Genomic DNA, 21,638 nt, shown 5'->3' on the forward strand with positions numbered 1-21,638 from the left:
GCGTCAGCATGAACCGCACGGGAGTGTTCGCCCGAAGAGGCTCATATCCGTCCGAAGAGTCTCCGCCTTCACCCCGGGAGCCCCGAGCCCGCCCACGATCCCAGGAGCACCATGCCTCCGGCCACCTCGACGTACCCCTCGATCACCGAGGCCACGATGATGCCGCGCCTCGTCCGGATCGACTCCAACCTCTACGGTGCCGTCTTCACCCTGATGAAGCTGCTTCCCGCCCACTACATCCTGCAACGCGCTCAGGAGAAGGGCGAGTTGGGGCCGGACACGGTCATCGTCGAGACCACCTCCGGTACTTTCGGACTCGCCCTGGCCATGCAGGCCGCCCTGATGCGCCGGAAGCTGATCCTGGTCAGCGACCCGGCCATCGACGCCAACCTGTACCGCAGGCTCACCGACCTCGGTGCCCGCGTCGAGATCTGCCGGGAGCCCGCGCCGGTCGGCGGCTACCAGGCGGCCCGGCTCGACCGCCTCGCGGAGATCCGGGCCGAACTGCCCGACACCTTCTGCCCCGAGCAGTACAGCAACCCGGACAACCCGGGCTCGTACGGTACGGTCGCCGACCAGTTGCAGGGCACTCTCGGCACGGTCGACTGCCTGGTCGGCCCGGTCGGTTCGGGCGGCTCCATGTGCGGTACCACGCGCGCCCTGCGCGCCCGTACCCCGGACACCGTCGCGCTCGGCGTCGACACCCACCACAGCGTTCTGTTCGGCCAGCCGGACGGCCCGCGGGAGCTGCGCGGCCTCGGCAACAGCCTGTGGCCGGCCAACCTCGACCACGACGTCTTCGACGAGGTGCACTGGCTGTCCGCCGCGGAGGCGTACGCCAGCACCCGCGCGCTGCACGCCCGGCACGCTCTGTTCCAGGGCCCCACCAGCGGCGCCGCCTACCAGGTCGCCCGCTGGTGGGCCGCGCGCAACCCCGACCGGACCTGTGTCGTGATGCTCCCCGACGAGGGCTACCGCTACCAGGCCACGGTCTACGACGACGCCTGGCTCGCCGCCGGCGGCCACACGGCGGTGGACCGTCCGGCCGAGCCCTCCCTGGTCACCGGGCCCGGGGCGGCGGGGGACCGCTGGTCCCGGCTCGTCTGGCGACGGCGTTCCTACGACGCGGTGCCCGGCGCCGTCCCGCGCGCCCCGCTGGCCGAAGGAGCCCTGTCATGAGCCCCCGGAGCACGCACACCGGCCGCCTCACCGGCACCCTCGCCCCCCGTACCCGCCGCATCGTCTACGGCGAACAGAGCCCCGGTGAGATCCGCCGCGAGCTCGAACCCATCACCACCGTCGACCTCGCGCACGTGGTGATGCTCGCCGAGAGCGGACTGCTGCCGGCCGAGGCCGCGGCCCGGCTCATCGAGGCCGTACGGCGACTGCGTGCGAGCGGCTTTCGCGAACTGGAGGGCCTGGACGCCCCGCGCGGCGCCTACCTCATGTACGAGGGCCACCTCTCCGCCGAACTGGGGGCCGACGTCGGCGGCAAGCTGCACACCGCCCGCTCCCGAAACGACCTCAAGGCGACCGTCACGGCGATGCGACTGCGCGACGAACTGTCCGACCTCCACGGGCAGCTGATGCGCCTGCAAGGTGTCCTCCTGTCCCGGAGCCGCGCGCACGCCGACATCGTCATGCCCGTCTACACCCACTTCCAGCCAGCGATGCCCGTGACCTACGGCTACTACCTGGCGGGCGTCGCCGCCGCTCTGGACCGGGACCTCGCGGCACTGCGGCACACGGTCGACGAACTGGACCGCTGCCCCCTCGGGGCGGGCGCCGTCGCCGGTACCGACCTACAGGTCAACCCGGAGCGCACGGCCGTTCTGCTGGGCTTCACCGCGCCGCCGTTGCACGCGACCGACGCGGTCGCCGCCCGCGACACCCTGCTGCGCGGGCTCGCCGTGGTCGCGTCGGCCGCGGTCACCCTCAGCCGGCTCGCCACCGATCTCCAGCTGTGGAGCACACAGGAGTTCGGCTTCGTCGACTTTCCCGAAAGGCTCGTCGGGGGCAGCTCCGCGATGCCGCAGAAACGCAACGCGTTCCTGCTCGAACACGTCAAGGCGAAGGCGGCGATCGCCATCGGCGCCTGGACGGCGGCGGCCTCGGCGATGAAGTCGACCCCGTTCACCAACTCCATCGAGGTCGGCACGGAAGCCGTCTCGGTGGCCTGGCCCGCCCTGGCCGCCGTACGGGACGCGATCCTGCTCGGCCAGGTGCTGGTCTCCGGGGCCCGCCCGGTCGCCGAGCGGATGGAGGCCCGCGCCCATGAGGGCTTCGTGACAGCCACCGTGGTCGCCAACCGGATGGTCGCGCAAGGCGTCCCGTTCCGTGCGGCGCACCACGCCGTCGGCGCGGCCGTACGCCGGGCGGTCGAGTCCGGCTCCACCGAACTCGACGCGGCGGACCTGTCGCACGAGGGCCTGGGAACGCCGCTCCCCGAACTGCGCGAGGTGGTCGCGGAGCTGAACCGCGGCGGCGGCCCGGGGGAGTGCGACAAGGTGGTCGACTCCCTGCGGGGCCGGCTGCACGACCACGCGGAGTGGGCCACCGCCCACCACGCCCGTCTGCGGGAGGCACGCCGGCGACTGGACGCCGAGGCACAGGCGATCGTGGCGCGGCACACGCCGGGAGGCACCCGATGAGCGGCGCCTGGATGGCCTTCGTGGAGAGCAACACCACCGGTACGGGACGGGAGTTCTGCGCCGCCGCCCGCACCCGGGGCCTGCGTCCGGTGCTGCTCGCGCGCGACCCGGGACGGTATCCGTACGCCGTCGAGGACGCCGTCGACACCCGGACCCTGGACACCACCGACCCGGACGCGGTGCTGCGTACCCTGACCGGCCTGGCCGCGGCCGGCGGCCTCGCGGGAGTCACCTCCAGCTCCGAGTACTACGTCGCGGCAGCGGCCCGCGCCGCCGCGGTGCTCGGTCTGCCGGGTCCCGACGGTGACGCGGTGGCGGCCTGCCGCGCCAAGGACGTGCAGCGGGAGCGGCACCGCGCGGCCGGGGTGCCGGTGCCGGGGTTCGAGGCCGTCGCGGACGCCGCGGCGGCCGTCGCCGCGGCCGAGTCCCTCGGATACCCCGTCGTGCTCAAGCCGGTCAGCGGCTCGGGCTCGGTCGGCGTACGCCTGTGCCGGAACGCGGACGACACCAGTGACTGGGCCCACCGGCTCCTGGACGACGGCGCGAACACCCGCATCCTGGTGGAGGAGGCGGTGGCCGGACCGGAGTTCTCGGTCGAGACGTTCGACGGCCGGGTCGTCACCGTGGTCGCCAAACACGTGGGCCCGGTCCCGTACTTCGTGGAGACCGGCCATGACATCCCTGCCACCACCCCCGGGCCCACGGCCCGCGCCCTGGGCGAGACGGCCGTGCGAGCCCTGTCCGCGCTGGGCCTCGGCTGGGGCGCGGCCCACACCGAACTGCGCTGGTCCGCCGGCGGCCCGGTCGTCATCGAGGTCAACCCGCGCCTGGCGGGCGGCATGATCCCGGTCGCGGTACGAGCCGCTCTGGGCGTGGACCTGGTGGACGCCGTGGTGGCCCGTGCCGCGGGCCTCCCGGCGGCGGCGCCGGCCCCCGGCGCGGGCCACGCCGCGGTGCGCTTCGTCCGGGCGACCCGCGAGGGCCGCGTGACAGCGGTACGCGGGCTGCCCGAGGCCGCCGCGGCCCCCGGCGTCCTGGCCGTGCGGGCGACCACCGCACCCGGCCACGACATCCGCATCACCCACTCGTTCCAGGACCGGCTGGCCTGCGTGGTGGCCGTGGCGCCCGACCCGCTGAAGGCGGCCCGCCGCGCCCTGGCGGCCGCGGACCTCATCGAGGTCGACCTGGATCCCGTACCCGCCCCGCACCCATCACGAGAGAGGGCCGCGACCAGATGACCGCGACGAGCCTTTCCGGCCGGGCACACCAGGACCGTCCCCGGCACACGGGTCCCGGGGACGGACGCCCGCCCGAGCCCTCCACCGCCGGGTTCACCGCCACCGTCCCCCGCTGGCGCGCCCCGCACGCGGGCGGTCCCGGCGCCGGCACACACCGGACCACACTCCCTCCCGGCCTGGCCGACGACCTGGAGCGCACCGCACGCGCGCTCGGCACCGACCTGCCCGGCCTCCTGCTCACCGCGCACGCCCGGGTCCTGGCCACGCTCACCTCCGAACGCGGCGTCGTCTCCGGTTACGTGCCGCCGCCGAGGGGGTCCGCACCGCGCGCGCTGCGCCTGACCGTCGACCCCTCCACCTGGGCCGAGCTGGCCGAAGCCGTCTCCCTCGCGCCGGAGACGGCGCCCGGCGCGACCGACACCGTGCTCGACCTGTCCGGCCTCACGACCGGCACCCCCGGCCACGGTCCGGGCGCCGTGGTGCGGTTCGCGTGGGCTCAGGACCCGGACGGCCTCGCACTGCACGTGACGTACGACCTCGGAGCCTTCGACGGCGACCACGCCGCACGCCTCGCCGGATACCAACTGGCCGCCCTGCGCCTGCTCGCCGAGGACCCGTCGGCCCGTCACGACCGCCGGAGCCTGCTGTCACCCCAGGAGACCGCGACCCAGCTCTACGGGCTCGCCGGTCCGCGCGACGACCCGCCCGGACTCACCTTCGTGGACCTGTTCCGGCAACGGGCACGGGAACGCCCCGGCGCCCCCGCCGCCGCCCACGGCGACCGGACCTGGACCTATCGGGAGCTCGACGAACGCTCCGACCATGTCGCCCGTGCCCTGATCGCGGCGGGAGCGGGCGCCGAAGACGTGGTCGCGGTCGTCATGGACCGCACCCTCGACTGGATCGCGAGCGCCATCGGCGTCCTCAAGGCGGGGGCCGTGTACCTCCCGATGCCACGCGACCTGCCCGTGGAACGCGTGGCCGTCCAACTCGAGGAAGCCGTCTGCGTACTGGCCCTCACCGACCACCACTGCGAGTCCCTGGTCCGCGAGGCAGCCGCCGAACTCGAGGGCGGGCTCCCCGTTCTGACGCTCGACCACATGAGTGACGTCTCCCGGGAACGCTCCCTCCCAAGTCCTCCCGCTCCCGCCCAGGCCGCCTACATCTACTTCACGTCGGGCTCCACCGGCACCCCCAAGGGCGCCCTGTGCGAGCACGCGGGCCTGGTCAACCACCTCTACGCGAAGATCGACGACATGGGGCTCGCGCCGGGTCACGGGCAGGTGGTGGCGCAGACCGCGTCCGTGGGATTCGACATCTCACTGTGGCAGTTCGCCGCGCCGCTGCTGGCCGGCGCGACCACCCGCATCATCGACACCGACGTGATGCTCGACGTCTCCGGGTTCCTCGGCGAACTCGTCGACCACGACGTGACCGTCGCGCAGACCGTGCCCTCCTATCTCGACGTCCTGCTGCGCCACCTGGAGCGCCACCCGCGCGACCTCGGCGCCCTGCACACCCTCTCCGTCACCGGCGAGGTCCTCGGCCTCGAAGCGGTCCGCCGCTGGTTCGCCGCCCACCCCGGCATCCGCCTCGTCAACGCCTACGGCGCCACCGAGGTGTGCGACGACACCATGCACGAGATCCTGGACGGCGTTCCGGAGCGCGGCTTCGTGCCGCTCGGGCGGTCCCTGCGGAACGTCACCACGTATGTGCTCGACCACAATCTGGAGCTCGTCCCCCTCGGCACGACCGGCGAGATCGCCTTCTCCGGCGTCTGCGTGGGCCGCGGCTACATCAACGACGAGGAACGCACCCGGCAGGCCTTCGTCCCCGACCCGTTCCGCGCCCACACCCGCATGTACCGCAGCGGCGACTTCGGCCGCTGGCTGCCCGACGGCCGCCTCGAGTTCCTGGGCCGCCACGACGAACAGGTGAAGATCCGCGGCTACCGGATCGAACTCGGAGAGATCGAGCACCAGTTGGCGACCATGGCGGGTGTGCGGGACGTGGCGGTCGTCATCGACGGCGACCTCGGTGCCACCCGCACCCTCGTCGCCTTCCTCACCACGGACGAGACGGACACCGCCGCCCCCGACACCGCGGCACGGGCACGCGACTTCCTCGCGGCCCGGCTGCCCGACTACATGGTGCCCACCTACTGCCACCGGCTCGACCACCTCCCGCTGACCGCCAACGGCAAGGTCGACAAGGCGGCGCTGGCCGGACTCGCCGGCACTCTCGGCCACGGCGGAGTCACCCGCACCGCCCCGGCCACACCCGACGAGCGGCGCCTCGCCGTGGCCTGGGCCGAAGTGCTCGGCGTCCCCCTGGAACGCATCGGCAAGGACGACAGCTTCTTCGCGCTCGGCGGCACCTCCCTGGCCGCCGCCCGGCTCATCGCCCACCTCGGCCGCCGCCTGACCGTCGCCGACCTGGTCGCCCATCCGGTCCTCGCCGACCTGGCCCGCGTCCTGACCCGCCGCCGCGACGGTGGGCCCCGCCGACCGCACCGCCACCGGCTGCTGCATCCGCTGCTTCCGGTGCGCAGCCCGCACCACACCCTGGTCTGCTTCCCGTACGCCTCCGGGAACGCCGTCAACTACCGGGCGCTCGCACAGGAGTTGGAGCGCGACGGCATCGCCGTGTACGGGGCCGAACCGCCCGGCCACGACTTCGCCGCCCCCGACGAACCCCTGCTGGACGTGCCCGAGCTGGCCCGCCGCGCCAGGGACGAGATCCTCGCCCACCTCACCACGCCCGTCCTGCTGTGGGGCCACTGCGCCGGCGCCGCGGCCGCCCTGGAGACCGCCCGGCTCCTGGAGGCGGCGGGCCGACCCGTCGAACGGGTCTTTCTCGGCGCCCAACTGCTCCCGGACGCCGAGGCGTTGAGAACCGAACTGGCCGAGCTCGCGGTCGTGGACCGGCGTACCCTGCTGGGCCGGCTGCGCGGCGGCCACGCCTACGTGGAGCTGGACGCGTACCAGCCGGAGCGGGCCGAGGTCGCCGACCGCGCCTACCGGCACGACGTCGACACCTCCCACCGGCACCTCATCCGGCTCCAGGAACAGCCGCACCCGCGCCGCCTGGCCGCCCCGGTGGACGTCGTCGTCGCCCGGGACGACCCGCAGACCGCGGACGCGGCCCGTGCGGTCGGCGCATGGCGGACCCTCGCCGAGCGCGTCACGCTCCACGAACTGGACGACGGCGGCCACTACTTCATCGGTACCAGGCCGGCCCTCAGCGCGGCCCGCGTACGAGAGGCGACCACCCGGACACCCGCGCAGAGCGGACCCGTACAGGACAGGAGTCGCACGTGACCACGACCGACTACCGCCAGGTGGCGGCCACCGGGGTCAGCACGGCCTTCGGCACCTTCGGTGAACTGCTCCAGGGCGTGCTGCCCGAGGAGGACGGAGACTTCCTGGTCACCCTGCCGGTGGCCCGCTGGTCCACGGCACGCTTCGTACTCGCCGCGGACCAGGCGGAGGTGGTCGTCGAACCGGCCCACAAGAAGAAGGCGCTGCGGCTGGCCGGGATGATCCTGGAGGACGCCGGAGGACCCGGCGGCGGGGCGCTGGTCATCGACAGCACCCTGCCCGAGGGCAAGGGCCTCGCCAGTTCGTCCGCCGACCTGGTGGCCACGGCGCGGGCCGTCGCCAACGCCCTCGGCGAACCCATGCCGCCGCGTCGTATCGAGTCGTACCTGGCCCGCATCGAACCCACCGACGGCGTCCTGTACCCGGCGATCGTCGCCTTCCACCACCGCAGCGTGCGGCTGCGCGCGAAACTCGGTTCACTGCCTCCGATGACGGTCGTCGGCATCGACGAGGGAGGCGCGGTCGACACGGTCGCCTTCAACGCCATCCCGAAACCGTTCACCACGGCCGACCGGCGGACGTACGCCGGTCTCCTGGACCGCATCACGCGCGCCGTGGCCCGCGGAGACCTGGCCGAGGTCGGCCGGGTGGCCACCGAAAGCGCCCGGATGAACCAGGTGCTGCGCCACAAGAGGTCGCTGGAGCCGATGATCCGCGTCTGCGAGGAGGTCGGCGGTCTCGGTGTCGTCATCGGCCACAGCGGCACCTCGCTCGGGATCCTCCTGGACACCACGGCGCCCGACAGCGGGAGCCGGCTCGCCGCCGCCGCGCAGCGGTGCCAGGAACTGGAGGGCAACGTGACGGTTTTCCACACCCTCAGCTTCCACTGAACCGGACGGGGGTCCACCAGTCGGTGGACCCCAAGTTCAACCGGTCGCCGCTGTCGGCACCGCACCCCCGACGAAGAGCATGGACGACATGAAGAATCTTCCCGTACGCATGGCTCGTTGGAGCGCCGTCCACCCCTGGCGGGGCATCGTCGGCTGGTTCGTGTTCGTCGTCCTGTGCCTCGGTATCGGCATCTCCGTCGGCACCAACGCGGCGACCACCGAGGACTTCCGCATCGGAGAGGCGGGACGCGGCGAGACGATCGCCGCGGAGGGCGGGTTACAGCAGCGCCCCGTCGAACACGTCCTGATCACCGCGAAGCCGGGCACCGGAAAGCTCGACATCGCCGCGGCCGACGCGGCCGCCGCCGACGTCGCCGCCCGGATGCGCAAGCTGCCCGAGGTGCTCTCCGTCACCGACCCGGTACGCGCCGCGGACAACACGGCGGTGCGGGTCACCGTCACCATGAAGGGCCCGGAACTGGAGGGCAAGGAGCACGTCGACCCACTGCTCGAGCAGAGCGCGGCCGTACAGAAGGCCAACCCCGGGCTGCGCGTCGAGGAGACCGGATCGCCTTCCATCAGCAAGGGCGTCGACAAGCTGCGCGGTGACGATCTCGCGCGCACCGAGATGATCGCCCTGCCGGTCACCCTCATCACCCTGCTGCTGGTCTTCAGCTCCGTGGCGATGGCCCTCGTACCGCTGTTGCTCGCCCTGTCCTCGATCGCCGCGGCCGTCGGCCTGACCATGGTGGCCTCGCACGTCTTCCCCGACAACGGCATCAGCACCAACATCATCCTGCTCATCGGCCTCGCGGTCGGCGTCGACTACACGCTCTTCTACCTCAAGCGCGAACGTGAGGAACGGGCCCGCGCCGGCGGCAAACTGAGCCCGCAGGCCGTCGTCGAACTCGCCGCCGCGACATCCGGCCGGGCCGTTGTCGTCTCCGGCCTCGCGGTCGCCGTCTCCAGCGCCACCCTCTACCTCGCCGACGACGTCATCTTCTCGTCCATCGCCACCGGCGCGATCCTGGTCACCCTCGTCGCCGTCATCAGCTCCCTGACCGTGCTGCCCGCTCTCCTCGCCAAACTGGGCATGCGCGCCGAGCGCCGGGCGGCCCGCGGGCTCGCGCCGAAGAAGCGCAAGACGCACAACACCGGCCCCGGCCGCCTGACCGCGGCGGTGCTGCGCCCCGTCGCCAAACACCCCGTCGCCACGCTCACCGTCACCGTTGTCGCGCTGCTCGCCCTCGCCGCCCCGGTCCTCGGCATCAAGCTCACCGACATGGGCCGTGAGACCCACTCCCGCTCCATCGAAGCCATGCAGGTCTACGACCGGCTCAACGAGGCCTACCCGGAGCTGAAGTCCATGCACCAGGTCGTCGTCCGCGCCGACGCCGACCGTTCGCCCGAGGTGACCGCCGCCCTGCGTGAACTCGCCGCCGACGTCAAGGACGACCCGCGCCTGAGCGGCACCTCCCAGCTGACAGTGTCGCCCGACAAGCGGATCAGCATGCTCCAGCTACAGGTCCCGCACTACGTGAGCAGCGACGAGGCCCAGTCGTCGCTCAAGGACATCCGCGACACGTACCTCCCTGAGACCGTCGGCCAGGTGAAGGGTGCCGACTACGCGGTGACCGGTGACGTCGCCCGCTACACCGACTACCCGGCCCACCAGGAACAGAAGCTGCCCCTCATCATCGGGGCGCTGCTCCTGGTCACCTTCGCCATGACCGTCTGGGCGTTCCGCTCCGTGGTCCTCGGCCTGGTCGGCATCATCCTCAACCTCCTCTCCGCCGCCGCCTCGCTCGGCATCCTCGTCATGGTCTTCCAGCACACCTGGGCCGAAGGCCTGGTCGACTTCACCTCCACCGGGTCGATCGGCACCCGTGTCCCGCTGTTCCTCTTCGTGATCCTGTTCGGCCTGTCGATGGACTACCAGGTCTTCGTGATCAGCCGCATCCGGGAGGCCGCCCTGCGCGGAGTCCCGACCCGCAAGGCCGTGATCGAGGGCATCGGCAGCTCGGCGGGCGTGGTGACCAGCGCGGCCGCGGTCATGGTCACGGTCTTCGCCAGCTTCGCGGCCCTGCACCTGATCGAGATGAAGCAGATCGGCTTCAGCCTCGCGGTCGCCGTCCTCCTGGACGCCTTCGTCATCCGCATGCTGGTTCTGCCGGCCATGATGCTCCTGCTCGGCGAGGCCAACTGGTGGCCCTCCCGTGGAGTGCGCCGTGCCCGCCCCAGCACCGAACAGGCCTCCCGCCCGCTGGAATCGGTAGGCTGACCGACTCGACCGCCGGGCCCTCAACTCCCTTACGAACGAGGTGAATCAGCGTGAGTCAGTGGCAGCAGCAGCCGGGTGACCGGCTCACCCCGGACCGTATCCGTCGCTGGAACTCGGCAGGCTGGATCCTGTTCGGGCTGCTGCCCCCGGCCCTCGCCGTGTTCGACGCGTCGCCGGCCCGGAGGTACTGGCTGCTCGGTCTGCTCGCCCTGATCGCGCTGTGTCACACCGTCGTTCTCGTCCGGCCGGACAACCCTGTCCTGCGTCCCCGTACCTACCTCGCCGTCCTCGTCCTCGTCCTGGGCGCGACGGCCTACCTCCTGGACGGCGGGGCCGCCTTCTACATGGTGTCCCTGCCGCAGTTCTGGCTCTTCGCCCGCGCCCCGCGGGACGCGATCACGCTCAGCGGGGCCGCCGCGGCCCTCACCGTGTCCGGCGGCATGCTCGGCCAGGGCTGGAGCTCCCAGTTCCTCACGGGGAACGTCGTGCTCACCGTCGTCGCCTACGCCGCAGGTGTGGGCCTGGGGCTGTGGGTGCACCGCTTCGTCGGTCAGAGCAACGAGCGGCAGGAACAACTGACCGCGGAACTGACCCTGACCCAGGAGGAGTTGGCGACCGTGTATCAGCGGCAGGGCGCGGCCGAGGAGCGCGAACGGCTCGCCCGGGAGATCCACGACACCCTCGCCCAGGGATTCGCCTCCATCGTGGTGCTCGCGGAGGCCGCCCGCGCCGCCGCCGTCACCGACCCCGTGCGCTGCGTCGAGCAGCTCACCTCCATCGAGCAGACCGCGCGCGAGAACCTGGCCGAGGCCCGGGTGCTCGTCGGCTCCGCCCCCGAGAGCGGCGTCGCACCCGGCTCGCTGGCCACCACCCTGCGCAGAACCCTGGACCGCTTCGTCCAGGACACCGGCCTCACCGTCACCGCCGAACTGCCCGACATGGACCTGGACCAGCGCACCCGCGTCGCCCTGCTGCGCTGCACCCAGGAGTCCCTCGCCAACGTGCGCAAACACTCGGGCGCCTCCACCGTCGGCGTCGTCCTCACCGAACTCGCGGGCGGAGTCGAGCTGGAGATCACTGACGACGGCCGCGGCTTCGTCGTCGAGGATTCCCAGGGTTTCGGCCTCGACGGCATGCGCCGACGGCTGGCCGAGCTCGACGGTGAACTCGCCGTCACCAGCTCCCTCGGGGACGGCACCCGTGTCCTCGCCAGCCTTCCCACGCAGAGTCAGGACTGACCATGACCGACACCGCAAAAGGCCGGATCCGCGTGGTCGTGGTCGACGACCACGCCGTGATGCGCGCCGGAGTCATCGCCCTGCTGGCCAACGAGCCCACGATGGAGATCGTCGGTGAAGCGAGCGACGGCCGTGAGGGCGTCGACCTCGTCGAGCGGCTCGCTCCCGACGTGGCCCTCCTCGACCTGCGCATGCCGGTGCTCGACGGCGTGGCCGCCACCACCGAGATCGTCGCCCTGCCGGTGGCCACCCGGGTGCTGATCCTCACCACGTACGACACGGACGTCGAGATCGAACGAGCCGTGGAGGCCGGCGCCGTCGGCTACCTCCTCAAGGACACCACCCGCGAGCAGCTCGCCGACGCCATCCGCTCGGCCGCGCGCGGTGAGACGGTCCTCGCGCCCAAGGTCGCGGAGCGTCTGGTGGCCCGGATGCGCCGCCCCGAGCCGGTCGTGCTCACCGCCCGCGAGCGGGATGTGCTGGACGCGGTCGCCGACGGCCTGTCCAACGCCGAGATCGGCCGTCGCCTGGTCATCGGCGAAGCCACGGTGAAGACGCACCTTCTGCGGGTCTTCGCGAAACTCGACGTCAGCGACCGCACCCGCGCCGTCGTCGTCGCCCTGGAACAGGGGCTGCTCGCGCGCTCCTGAACCCGGGGTGCCCCACCGCCCCCGAGGCGCCGCTGTCCTCCGCCGACCCGGTCCGCCGGGCAAGCGCTTGCTACGCAGCCGCCTGCCGCGCCGTAATCCTTACGTGACCCACATCCTGCTCGCTTATGCTCCGCACGGGGACGGGGCTGTGCGAGAGGGGATTCACACATGACGTATCGACGCCCAGGCTCGCACGAGGCGGCCGAGGACGCCTGGCAGCCGGACGAACTGCTCGCCAGGAGTGGCAACATCCCTGCACCCCGGCTGGGCCGGCTAGTTCTGCTCGCGGCGCTGTTGTGCTACTTCAGCATCACCTTGCTCAACATCCTGAGCTCACACTCCTCGGCCGTCCCTGTGACCGTGGCGGTCGTGTGTCTCCTCGGGATCCTCGGACTGCAGTTACTGCACTCCAGACCCGGTGCGCACCTCGCGTCCACCGGCTGCAAGATCCTCACTCTGAGCGCCCAGGCACTTCTGACCTACCTTCCCCTTCTCGTCTTCAAGGCGCAGTGGGGCTCGATGGCGGGTTTCCTCGCGGGCTCCTTACTGCTGCTCCTGCCCCCACGCCAGGGCTGGCTCCTGTACGGGGTGACGGGCGCCTCGATGCTCGCCCCGCCCCTGCTTCGAGGCCTGCCTGTGGTGGAGACGTTCTACTACGTCCAGTCCACCCTGCTGACCGGCCTCGTGATCTTCGGCCTCACCCGGCTCGCCGACGTGATCCGCGTCCTGCACGAGACCCGCGGTGAACTCACCCGCGTCGCGGTCACCCAGGAACGCCTCCGCTTCGCACGAGACCTGCACGACCTGCTCGGTTACAGCCTCTCGGCGATCACGCTCAAGGGCGAGCTCATCCACCGCCTGCTGCCCGCGCATCCCGGCCGGGCCAAGGCCGAGGTCGAGGACGTGCTCACCATGTCCCGCCAGTCGCTGGCCGACGTGCGCAGTGTGGCCAGCGGTTACCGTGACATGTCCTTCAAGGACGAGATCGGCTCGGCCCAGTCCGTGCTCAGCGCCGCCGACGTGCGCGTCACCGCGCGCGTGCGCATCGGGCAGCTGGAGCGGGAGCTGGACACCGTGTTCGCGACGGTGCTCCGCGAGGCCGTCACCAACGTACTGCGCCACAGCCGCGCGACCTACTGCGAGATCGCCGCGGAGGGAACCGCCGGGCAGGTACGGCTGACCATCGTCAACGACGGTGTGGTGAAGGGCTATCGGGACACGTCCCCGCACAGCGGAAGCGGCCTCGGCAACTTGCAGACGCGACTGAGCGCGGTCGACGGCAGCCTGGGCGTGGAGCAGAACGACGGAACGTTCCGGGTGGTGGCCCAAGCCCCCGAACAGCGAAATCCGGACAGCACCGCCGACGCGGACCGGTACCGCGCGGACGACAGCAAGTCGGCAGCCTGACCTTGAACTGCCCACCTGGGTATGCCAGTTGATACCCTGGCAGTCGTATGCCGCTGTGCCAACGGGGGGTGAGCGCTGCGATGATTCGGATATTGCTCGCAGAAGACATGAACATGGTCCGGGGAGCGCTGGTGGCGCTTCTGAACATGGAGAGAGATCTCGAAGTCGTCAGTGAACTGGAGCGTGGGGACGAGATCATCGACGCGGCCCTCGCGGTCAGACCCGACATCGCGGTGATCGACATCGACCTGCCGGGCCTGGACGGCCTGAGCGCCGCCGTCCAGCTTCACGAACGTCTGCCCAGCTGCAAGACGCTGATGCTCACCAGCCTCGGTCGCCCCGGCACCCTGCGCCGGGCGCTCAACGCGAAGGTGCACGGTTATCTCCTCAAGGACGAGTCACCGGCCGAACTGGCCCACGCCATCAGACGGGTCGTCGCCGGGCATCTGGTCATCGACTCCAAGCTGGCCCTCGCCTCGTGGAGCGGTGCGCAAAGCCCCCTGACCGAGCGCGAGACGGAGGTGCTGCGCCTCGTCGCGGAGGGCTCGGAGGCCAAGGAGATCGCCTCCGCTCTGCACCTGTCCACCGGGACCGTGCGCAACTACCTCACGACGGTGGTCGCCAAGCTGAACGCCCGCAACAGGGTCGACGCGATCCGCATCGCCCGGGACGCCGGCTGGCTGGTCTGATCGAGGGGACCGGTCAGGAGTCCCCGAAGGAGAAGGACACGGGCGGTACAGGAGGCCGGTGGTTCAGACGTCGTCGTACGCGTCGTCGTCCACGGGCGACGCCATTCCTGCCGCTGCCAGATAGCGGATGATGCCCTCCGTCATCTGCAGCGGCAGCGGCAGCGCTGCCTTCGCCCTGTCCGGAGTGACCGGCCAGGCCAGCATCGCCATGACGAGCGCGGCCTCGGGCCGGTGCAGCACGACCCGGTGCGGACTGTCCTCGGCCTCCAGCGAGAGCCCGGAGTCGAGCACGGTCAGAACCATCCCGCGGGGCAGCCGCAGGGCCCGCCGGTCCGGCAGTAGGACCAGGGTGAAGAGTGCGTCCTGTGCCACCGGGAACACCGACAGCAGCGGGCCCCTGAGGTCGCCGACGCCGAGCGTGTGCACCACCAGATGGGACAGCTTGTCCAGCACCGGGATCAGCACCGCGTTCAGGTCGACGTGTTGATCAGCGGCGTTGGCGAGGACCACGGGCCCCAGCTCCATCCGTCGCAAAGCCTCCCGGACCTCGGGCCCGGGCCGCTCCAGACGGTCCGTGCCCCAACGGCTCCTGATCACCACCTGGTCGCGCCCTTCGTCGTGTTCGACGCTCACGTCCTCGGACAACGACCAGAGGCGGACCGTGACGACGTCAGCAGGAGTGTGTGACATGGCCTGCCCTCCTTTCGAGGGGACCTGACGTCGGTCAGAACGCGGTCAGGGTACGGACCCGGGCATCGAGGAGCGGTTCACCGGCCAGTACCCAGCGGTGCAGCTCCTGAAGCCGCCGCGACGGCTCGATCCCCAGCTCCCGCACGGACTCCGCACGCAGCCTCCGGAACGCCTCCAGCGCCTGTGAGGAACGCCCACTGCGATGGAGCGCGACGATGAACTGAGCGTGCAGATGCTCCTGAAGCGGATGCAGGGCGGTGAGCGCCGTCAACTCGCTCACCAGATGCACATGGCGACCGAGCCGCAGGTCGGCGTCGATACGCGACTGGACAGCTGCGAGCCGTACCTCGTCCAGTCGCAGCGCCTCGGCCCGCAGGACCCCCGACATCCGTACGTCGCTCAGGGCCTGCCCACGCCACAGGGCGAGCCCCTCGGACAGCAGTTGGACACCCTGCTCGTCCTCGCCACGGTTGACGGCCTGCTCGCCCTGTCGTACGAGACTCTCGAACTCCCGGGCGTCCACCCGCACTTCGGGCATGTCGAGCCGGTAGCCGCTGTGCCCGCGACTGAGCACCTCCTTGGGATCGACAGCCGGAGTGAGCCGGGAGACAGCGGTGGCGATCCGCTGCCGCAGTTGCTTCACGTACGTCTGCACGGCGGCCGACGGGCCGGCCGGAGGGCACCCCTCCCACAGCTCCTCGGCGATGACGGCCATGCTGATCTCGCGTCCGCAGCCGACCGCGAGCAGCGCGAGCAGCCTGCGCTGCTTGGCCGCGCTGGGGACGATGGACGCACCGCCCACCGAGGCCGTGAACGATCCGAGCAGCCCAATGTCCAGATAAGCCATGCCAGTTCCCTTCTCTCCGGATGGCGCGAGCCTGGCACGCGGCGTCGGGAGGACAACAGTGAGGACGCCACGAGAAGGGGGTGAAGGCTGAGAGCCCACGGGTATGAAATCTTCATACGGCGCAGGTGGCGGCGGTTGCGGCACTCGAGAAGGTGCCGGTTGGACACCGGTCATGGGCGCACTGCGGCGCGACGCTCAGACTTGCTCTTGTGTTTCCCAACGGAGAAGGGACGGCAAGCATGGCGAGCAGCGCACTTCTGGTGATGGACGTTCAACGGGACATCGTGGCCGTCGCCGACGACGGTTCCGGATATCTGCCGCGGTTGCGCCGGGCGATCGACGGTGCCCGGGCTGCCGGCATCCCTGTGATCTACGTGGTGATCGGGTTACGGCCGGGCGATCCGGAAGTCAGCCCTCGCAACAGGGTGATGACGAACGCCGTGCGGGCAGGCCTGTTCACCGAGGGTGCCGCTGGTACCGAGATCCATGACGACGTCGCGCCCCAGCAGGGCGACGTCGTGGTTACCAAGAGGCGGGGGAGCGCGTTCTCGGGCAGCGACCTCGACTTGATACTCAGAGCTCGCGATATCGACAGCCTTGTTCTCACCGGCATCGCCACCAGCGCTGTAGTGCTGTCCACCCTGTGGCACGCCATCGACCTGGACTTCGGCCTCACCGTCCTGGCGGATGCCTGCCTCGACACCGACCCCGAGGTGCACACGATGCTGACCGAAAAGCTGTTCCCCCAGTGGGCAGATGTCCTCGCCGTCGAGGACTGGCTCAAAGCCATCGCACCGCAATAGCGGGAGGCCGTCCGGACCTTCCCCGTCGGAGACCTGACGGACACGCAGGTCGAAAGGGGCCGGGCTCTCAGGAGTCGGGCCCCTTTGGCGACGCCGGCTCGGGTGGTGTCGTCGGGAGGATGCGGTCCTCCCACCAGGACAGGCCCATGACGGTGGCGAGGAGGACGAAGGGGCGCGAGAGGTGATCGGCGCTGCCGGGGGCCGGGGCCGCACTGTGCCCGCTAGTCCTCGCCGAACCCCCTGGACAGACGGCAAGTGGCCATCCGCCGCCGGCCTGTTCGGTTCCGGGTCTTCGTACCGCGGTGGCGGGCGCTGTTTGAAGGAGGGCTGTCCGGGGACCCGGCCGACGTGCTTCGGACCGGAGGTACGCCCAGCGGTCCGCCGGCTCCCCCGGTGGGTGACGCCACCGATGAGGGAGAGACATGTCGATGCCGGACGTACGGCCGCAGGGTTCACGAGGCGCGCACCGATACGACGGCGCGCTCGACACCGTCGCGGTGTTCCGCCGTATCGCCGCGCTGCCGGACGGTCAGGAGAGGTCCGTGCTGCGGCAGGAGATGGTGTCCGCCTGGACGCCGATGGCCCTGCGCCTCGCCCGGCGTTTCCGCCATCGCGGCGAGACCTTCGAGGACCTCGGGCAGGTCGCCCGGTCGGGTCTGGTCAAGGCGGTGTGCCGCTTCGATCCCGATCGCGGCACCGCCTTCCCGGACTTCGCCGTCCCGACGATCCTCGGCGAGGTGAAGCGGCACTTCCGCGACGACCTCCGGGAGAGCCTCGCCGCCGTGCCCGTGGACGTCCTGGCCGTCGATCGTGAGGCGCTGCGCCCGCTGCTGCGGGCCCTGCCCGAAGGTGACCGGCGGATTCTGTACATGCGGTTCTTCTGCGAGATGACACAGGCCCGCATCGGCCTGCAGCTCGGTGTCTCACAGACGCACGTCTCCCGTCTGATCGCCCGTATCCGGGCCCGCCTGCACGACCAGGTGACGGCCGACACCCACGCTCTGAGGAGGCCGTCGTGACGACATCCCGGATACCCGGGCGGCATCGGTCCGCCAGGCCCGGTACCAGTGGTTCCGCCGAGAGACAGACCCTGACCGCCGCCGGACAGGCGGGCTTCGCCGCGCGAGGCGTGGTGTACGTCCTGATCGGTGTGCTGGCCGTCCGGATCGCCCTCGGCAGCGGCGGCGAGTCGGCGGACCGCCAGGGAGCGCTGGCCCAGATCGCGGAGCAGCCCTTCGGCAAGGCGATGCTGTGGGCACTGGTCGTCGGGTTCGGCTGCATGGCGTTGTGGCGGGGCTCCCGCGCGGTCCTCGGCAGGGGGCCCCGGCGCAAGGCGGCCTCGCGCGTGCTCGACGGCGGACGGGCGCTCTTCTACGCCGCCGTCTGCTGGGCCACGGCGGTGTACGCGGCCGGCGGCGGCCAGGGTTCCAGTGGCAACGAGCAGTCGCAGGACTGGACGGCGTCGGCGCTCGAACTGCCCTACGGCCGGGTGCTGGTGGGTGCCGCGGGCTGTCTCCTGATCGGCATCGGCGGGGTACTCGCCGTCCGGGCGGCCCTGCGGCGCTTCCTGCGGCAGCTGGACACCGGCGCCATGAGCCGGCGTACGAAGCAGGTGGTCACCGCCCTGGGCGTCGGCGGCGGCGTGGCACGTGGTGCGGTGTTCGCCGCGGCCGGGATCTTCGTCGTGGCGGCGGCCGTCCGCTTCGACCCGCAGGAGGCCAAGGGCATGGACGCCACGCTCCGCAGCTTCACGCGGACACCGGTGGGGCCGTGGCTCCTGGTCGCCGTCGCGGTCGGGCTGATCCTCTTCGGTGTCTTTTCCTTCGCCTCGGCTCGCTGGCGCCGTCTGTAGAACGGCCCGGCCCGCCGCGGCCGTCGGGTCAGACCGCCAGTCCGGGGAGGGGTTCGGAGCTGTCGATGAAGGCGCGGGCCACATCGGACAGCCGGCGGTTGTGCGCACGGGCGTAGGTGCGCAGGGCGGTGAACGCCTGCTCCATGTCGATGCCCTGGCGTTCGGCGAGTTTCCCCTTGGCCTGTTCGATCAGCACACGGCTGTTCAGCGCGTTCTGCAACTGTTCGTTGAGGACGGTGCTGCGATGCGCGGAGCGCTGCTGGAGCAGGCTGATGGTGGCGACGTCGGCCAGGGCCTGGGCGACCAGTGTGCCGACCGGGTCGAAGGGGCCGGGGGCGGCGTGGAAGAGGTTCAGGGCACCGACGGTCTCGTCCCGCAGCCGCATGGGCAGGGCCTGGACGGCTCCGAAGCCGCTGCGGTGGGCCGCGGCGACGAAGCGCGGCCAGCGGCCGATCTCCCGGGTCAGGTCGGTGACCGCCACGGGTGCGCCGGTGCGGAAGCATTCGAGGCAGGGGCCCTCGTCGTTCTGGAGCTGGAAGAGCTCCAGCAGGCGCACCCGTTCGTCGGAGGCGGCCATGACGCGCAGTTCGCCGTCACGGTCGGCGAGCAGTACGCCCGCGGCGCTCGCGTCGAGCATGCCCACGCAGCGGTCGGTCAGCAGACGCAGGAAGTCGATGAGGTCGAAGTCGGCGACCAGGTTGTCGGCCAGCTCGACGAAGGTCTTGGCCAGGAGCTGCTGATTCATCGTGACACCCTCGATTGAGACTAGTCCCGCCGGGAGCGGGCTGGAAGCGCAGCGCGTTCATCGGCCGGCATAGGTGCATCAGGTTTCCCCATCGGTTTGTTGGGGTTCGGTGTCGGGGGAGAAGCGGAGCCGGCGGGCCACCACGTCCGCGGCCACGTCGGCGAGCCGTCGTCCCTGCGCGTAGGCGTGGGCGCGGAGCCGGACGAAGGCCTCGTCGATACCGACGCCGAGCTGGACCGTGAGCATGCCGGTGGCCTGGTCGATCTCCGCCCGGTATCCGCCCAGGTTCTCGGAGCCCCGGTCCTTCGGCGCTCTGCCGACCGGTGCGCTCGTCTCCTCGATCCGTGCGTCGAGCAGGAGCAGCGTCGCGAGATCGGCGAACGCCTGTGCGTCGGCCAGCTCCCCGGGGTCCAGCACGGTCGGTACGTCGGCGTACAGGTCCAGGACTCCCGGGCTGATCGCCCCCATCTGCAGGGGGAGTGCGAAGACCGCGCGTGCCCCGGCTTCCAGGGCCGCGTCGGCGAACACGGTCCAGCGGTCCCGCGCTTCGCCGGCCAGCAGATCGGGCACGAGGACGGCGGAACCGTGGGCGAAGGCGTCCACACAGGGGCCCTCGCCCAGGGTGAGCTGGAGTTCCTCCAGCTGCTCGCTGATGTCGTCGGTGCTGCACAGCGGATGGCTCGGCGCGGTCCGGGACATCGCCGACACCCCGGCCCCGCGGACCGGCAGCGCGGCCACCGCCGCCGTGCACACGTCCACCACTCCGACCCGGGCACCACGCAGCGCCGCCTGCCCGGCGGCCAGCACCTGGATCCTGGCCGACCGGCTGCCGGGCATCACCCGGGCCACCGGGTCCGGGCATCGTGCGCGAGACCTTCCGGCCGGGCCGTCATCGCACCTCGCGCGGGAGGGCGGAGGCGAGGGGAACAGGCCGGGGCGGCGGGGTTTGGGCCGCCGGGGCGGGGACACCTTCGAGAAGAGGCGGCAACCGCCCGAACGGAATGCCGAGCAACAGGAACCCGGAGCCGGTGAGTTCGAGCACGAGGGCCAGCATCGCCGGCGGGTTGTGCAGTCGCAGGGCTCCGCCCGCCTCCGTGGTCCGCTGCGCGGCGTACAGGAAGACGTTGAGGCCGCTGCAGTCGCAGAAGGTGACGAGGGTGAGGTCGATGTCGATGGTGCGTATGCCGTCGTGCAGACACTCCGCCAGTACCGTGCGCACCAGCGGCGCCGATTCCAGGTCGATCTCACCGGCCAGGGTGACCAGCGCCCGTTCCCTTCGGTCATGTCGGTAGACGGTGAGCTGTGGAATGGGCATGACGCCTCGGTTCACGGGACTGTCCGGCAGCGCACGCGGTGACGCCGGATTTCCCGGCCCTCCGGGCGCGCTCTCGGCAGGGGCATTCGTTCGGAGAAGGCGGAGGAGCGCCGGTCCGGCAGTCTGTACGAGAGGACAGTGGACCCGTCCAGCTCCCTCCAGGGATGCGCCGGGTGACGGACGGAAGATCCGCTCCCCACAGCCATCTGTGTCAAGCAACCACAGGTCGCCGAGGTCTGGGACGTCCTTCACGCAGCATAGCCCTCCGCCCGCTCCGACGGACGGCCGGAAGCCGCCGATTCCCGGGCGTGGACAGGGTCTTCGAACAGCGACCGACCGTCAGCCGCCCTGGCCCTCCGGCCCGACGAACTGCATGTCCAGGTGGATCTTGACCACGTCGCTGAGCAACCCGGTGCCGAAGTCCAGGCCGTAGTCGCCGCGCCGGATCTCGCCCGTCGCCTCGAAGCCGGCGTGGTTGCGCCGGTCCAGGGGGAAGACCGCGACCCCGCCCAGTTCGACGGCGAACGTGATCGGGCGGGACACCTCCCCGATGGTCAGGTCGCCCTCCATCGTCCAGTTCTCGTCCGCCCCGGACACGCGGGTCGAGCGGAACGTCATCGTCGGGCGCTTCGCCACGTCGAGCAGCTCGGCCGAGCGGGTGTGCGCGTCTCGGTCGGGGTTGCCGGTGTCGATGGAGGCCAGGGCGATCTCGGCGCTCACCCGCACGTCGGCGGCCGTCTCGCCGACGTACAGGGCCGCCTTCAGATCGGTGAAACGGCCGCGCACCTTGGTGATCCCGAGGTGGCGGATGGTGAAGTTGGCGGCCGAGTGGAGAGGGTCGAGCTCCCAGTCGCCGGGGGAGAGGGGCAGCCCGGCGAGGGAGGAAGTGACGGAAGTGGCAGTGGTGTCCGTGGAGTTGTCGTCGCTCATGGCCTCAGCGTGTGGGCCCCGCGACGGGAGAGGGAGGCCGGGCGAAGGGTGGTAGTGGCAGGGCCATCCTCCGCGGCGGCACTGGTTGTACG

The 21,638-nt window shown here is 71.3% G+C and carries 19 protein-coding genes; 13 read left to right on the forward strand and 6 right to left on the reverse strand.

The window, feature by feature from the left end:
• Positions 1 to 111 precede the first annotated feature (111 nt).
• The 10 genes from ACFYXF_RS06880 to ACFYXF_RS06925 all read left to right on the forward strand — a co-directional run bounded on the left by ACFYXF_RS06880 (position 112) and on the right by ACFYXF_RS06925 (position 14,364).
• Complete coding sequence (locus ACFYXF_RS06880; protein WP_389348526.1) at positions 112 to 1,179, forward strand: cysteine synthase family protein; 1,068 nt, start codon at positions 112 to 114, stop codon at positions 1,177 to 1,179.
• Positions 1,176 to 2,651, forward strand: coding sequence for an argininosuccinate lyase (gene argH / locus ACFYXF_RS06885; RefSeq protein WP_389348527.1), 1,476 nt, complete (start codon positions 1,176 to 1,178; stop codon positions 2,649 to 2,651). The genes ACFYXF_RS06880 and argH overlap by 4 nt, the downstream gene beginning before the upstream one ends.
• Positions 2,648 to 3,889 (forward strand): ATP-grasp domain-containing protein, encoded by a 1,242-nt coding sequence (locus tag ACFYXF_RS06890; protein WP_389348528.1) that lies wholly within the window; start codon positions 2,648 to 2,650, stop codon positions 3,887 to 3,889. Before argH ends, ACFYXF_RS06890 begins: the two co-directional genes overlap by 4 nt.
• A complete protein-coding gene (locus ACFYXF_RS06895; RefSeq protein WP_389348529.1) occupies positions 3,886 to 7,209 on the forward strand; it encodes an amino acid adenylation domain-containing protein in 3,324 nt (1,107 codons plus the stop codon). Before ACFYXF_RS06890 ends, ACFYXF_RS06895 begins: the two co-directional genes overlap by 4 nt.
• Positions 7,206 to 8,099, forward strand: coding sequence for a kinase (locus ACFYXF_RS06900; RefSeq protein ID WP_389348530.1), 894 nt, complete (start codon positions 7,206 to 7,208; stop codon positions 8,097 to 8,099). The genes ACFYXF_RS06895 and ACFYXF_RS06900 overlap by 4 nt, the downstream gene beginning before the upstream one ends.
• Positions 8,100 to 8,187: 88 nt before the next feature.
• Positions 8,188 to 10,380, forward strand: coding sequence for an MMPL family transporter (locus ACFYXF_RS06905; RefSeq protein ID WP_389348531.1), 2,193 nt, complete (start codon positions 8,188 to 8,190; stop codon positions 10,378 to 10,380).
• 50 nt (positions 10,381 to 10,430) lie between these two features.
• Entirely contained in the window at positions 10,431 to 11,618 is a 1,188-nt protein-coding gene (locus tag ACFYXF_RS06910) for a sensor histidine kinase (RefSeq protein WP_389348532.1), read from the forward strand.
• A gap of 2 nt (positions 11,619 to 11,620) precedes the next feature.
• Positions 11,621 to 12,268: a response regulator gene (locus tag ACFYXF_RS06915; protein WP_389348533.1), complete on the forward strand. Its 648-nt coding sequence runs from the start codon at positions 11,621 to 11,623 to the stop codon at positions 12,266 to 12,268.
• Between the two features lie 168 nt (positions 12,269 to 12,436).
• A complete protein-coding gene (locus tag ACFYXF_RS06920) occupies positions 12,437 to 13,675 on the forward strand; it encodes a sensor histidine kinase (protein WP_389348534.1) in 1,239 nt (412 codons plus the stop codon).
• Between the two features lie 80 nt (positions 13,676 to 13,755).
• On the forward strand, positions 13,756 to 14,364 hold the full coding sequence (locus ACFYXF_RS06925) for a DNA-binding response regulator (RefSeq protein WP_389348535.1): 609 nt from the start codon (positions 13,756 to 13,758) through the stop codon (positions 14,362 to 14,364).
• Positions 14,365 to 14,427: 63 nt separating this feature from the next.
• On the opposite strand, the gene ACFYXF_RS06930 is transcribed toward ACFYXF_RS06925, so the two are convergent.
• Positions 14,428 to 15,054 (reverse strand): NADH oxidase, encoded by a 627-nt coding sequence (locus ACFYXF_RS06930; RefSeq protein WP_389348536.1) that lies wholly within the window; start codon positions 15,052 to 15,054, stop codon positions 14,428 to 14,430.
• Between the two features lie 34 nt (positions 15,055 to 15,088).
• On the reverse strand, positions 15,089 to 15,901 hold the full coding sequence (locus ACFYXF_RS06935; protein ID WP_389348537.1) for a BTAD domain-containing putative transcriptional regulator: 813 nt from the start codon (positions 15,899 to 15,901) through the stop codon (positions 15,089 to 15,091).
• A 239-nt stretch (positions 15,902 to 16,140) separates the two neighbouring features.
• On the opposite strand from ACFYXF_RS06935, the gene ACFYXF_RS06940 reads away from it, so the two are divergent.
• From ACFYXF_RS06940 to ACFYXF_RS06950, 3 genes are all read left to right on the forward strand, one after another.
• Entirely contained in the window at positions 16,141 to 16,704 is a 564-nt protein-coding gene (locus ACFYXF_RS06940; RefSeq protein WP_389348538.1) for a cysteine hydrolase family protein, read from the forward strand.
• A 428-nt stretch (positions 16,705 to 17,132) separates the two neighbouring features.
• Positions 17,133 to 17,723: a sigma-70 family RNA polymerase sigma factor gene (locus ACFYXF_RS06945; protein WP_389348996.1), complete on the forward strand. Its 591-nt coding sequence runs from the start codon at positions 17,133 to 17,135 to the stop codon at positions 17,721 to 17,723.
• Positions 17,720 to 18,556: a DUF1206 domain-containing protein gene (locus ACFYXF_RS06950; protein ID WP_389348539.1), complete on the forward strand. Its 837-nt coding sequence runs from the start codon at positions 17,720 to 17,722 to the stop codon at positions 18,554 to 18,556. Before ACFYXF_RS06945 ends, ACFYXF_RS06950 begins: the two co-directional genes overlap by 4 nt.
• Before the next feature lie 28 nt (positions 18,557 to 18,584).
• Here the strand turns inward: ACFYXF_RS06950 and ACFYXF_RS06955 are convergent, their stop codons facing one another.
• From ACFYXF_RS06955 to ACFYXF_RS06970, 4 genes are all read right to left on the reverse strand, one after another.
• Positions 18,585 to 19,301 carry an ANTAR domain-containing protein gene (locus tag ACFYXF_RS06955; protein ID WP_389348540.1) on the reverse strand — a complete coding sequence of 239 codons (717 nt, stop codon included), beginning with the start codon at positions 19,299 to 19,301 and terminating at the stop codon, positions 18,585 to 18,587.
• Between the two features lie 78 nt (positions 19,302 to 19,379).
• On the reverse strand, positions 19,380 to 20,138 hold the full coding sequence (locus ACFYXF_RS06960; RefSeq protein WP_389348541.1) for an ANTAR domain-containing protein: 759 nt from the start codon (positions 20,136 to 20,138) through the stop codon (positions 19,380 to 19,382).
• A gap of 52 nt (positions 20,139 to 20,190) precedes the next feature.
• Positions 20,191 to 20,616, reverse strand: a complete 426-nt coding sequence (locus ACFYXF_RS06965) for an STAS domain-containing protein (RefSeq protein WP_389348542.1) — start codon at positions 20,614 to 20,616, stop codon at positions 20,191 to 20,193.
• Positions 20,617 to 20,955: 339 nt separating this feature from the next.
• On the reverse strand, positions 20,956 to 21,546 hold the full coding sequence (locus ACFYXF_RS06970) for a YceI family protein (RefSeq protein WP_389348543.1): 591 nt from the start codon (positions 21,544 to 21,546) through the stop codon (positions 20,956 to 20,958).
• Positions 21,547 to 21,638 lie beyond the last annotated feature (92 nt).

Origin of the sequence: Streptomyces sp. NPDC002680 (assembly GCF_042889145.1) — a bacterium.
GTDB lineage: Bacteria > Actinomycetota > Actinomycetes > Streptomycetales > Streptomycetaceae > Streptomyces > Streptomyces adonidis.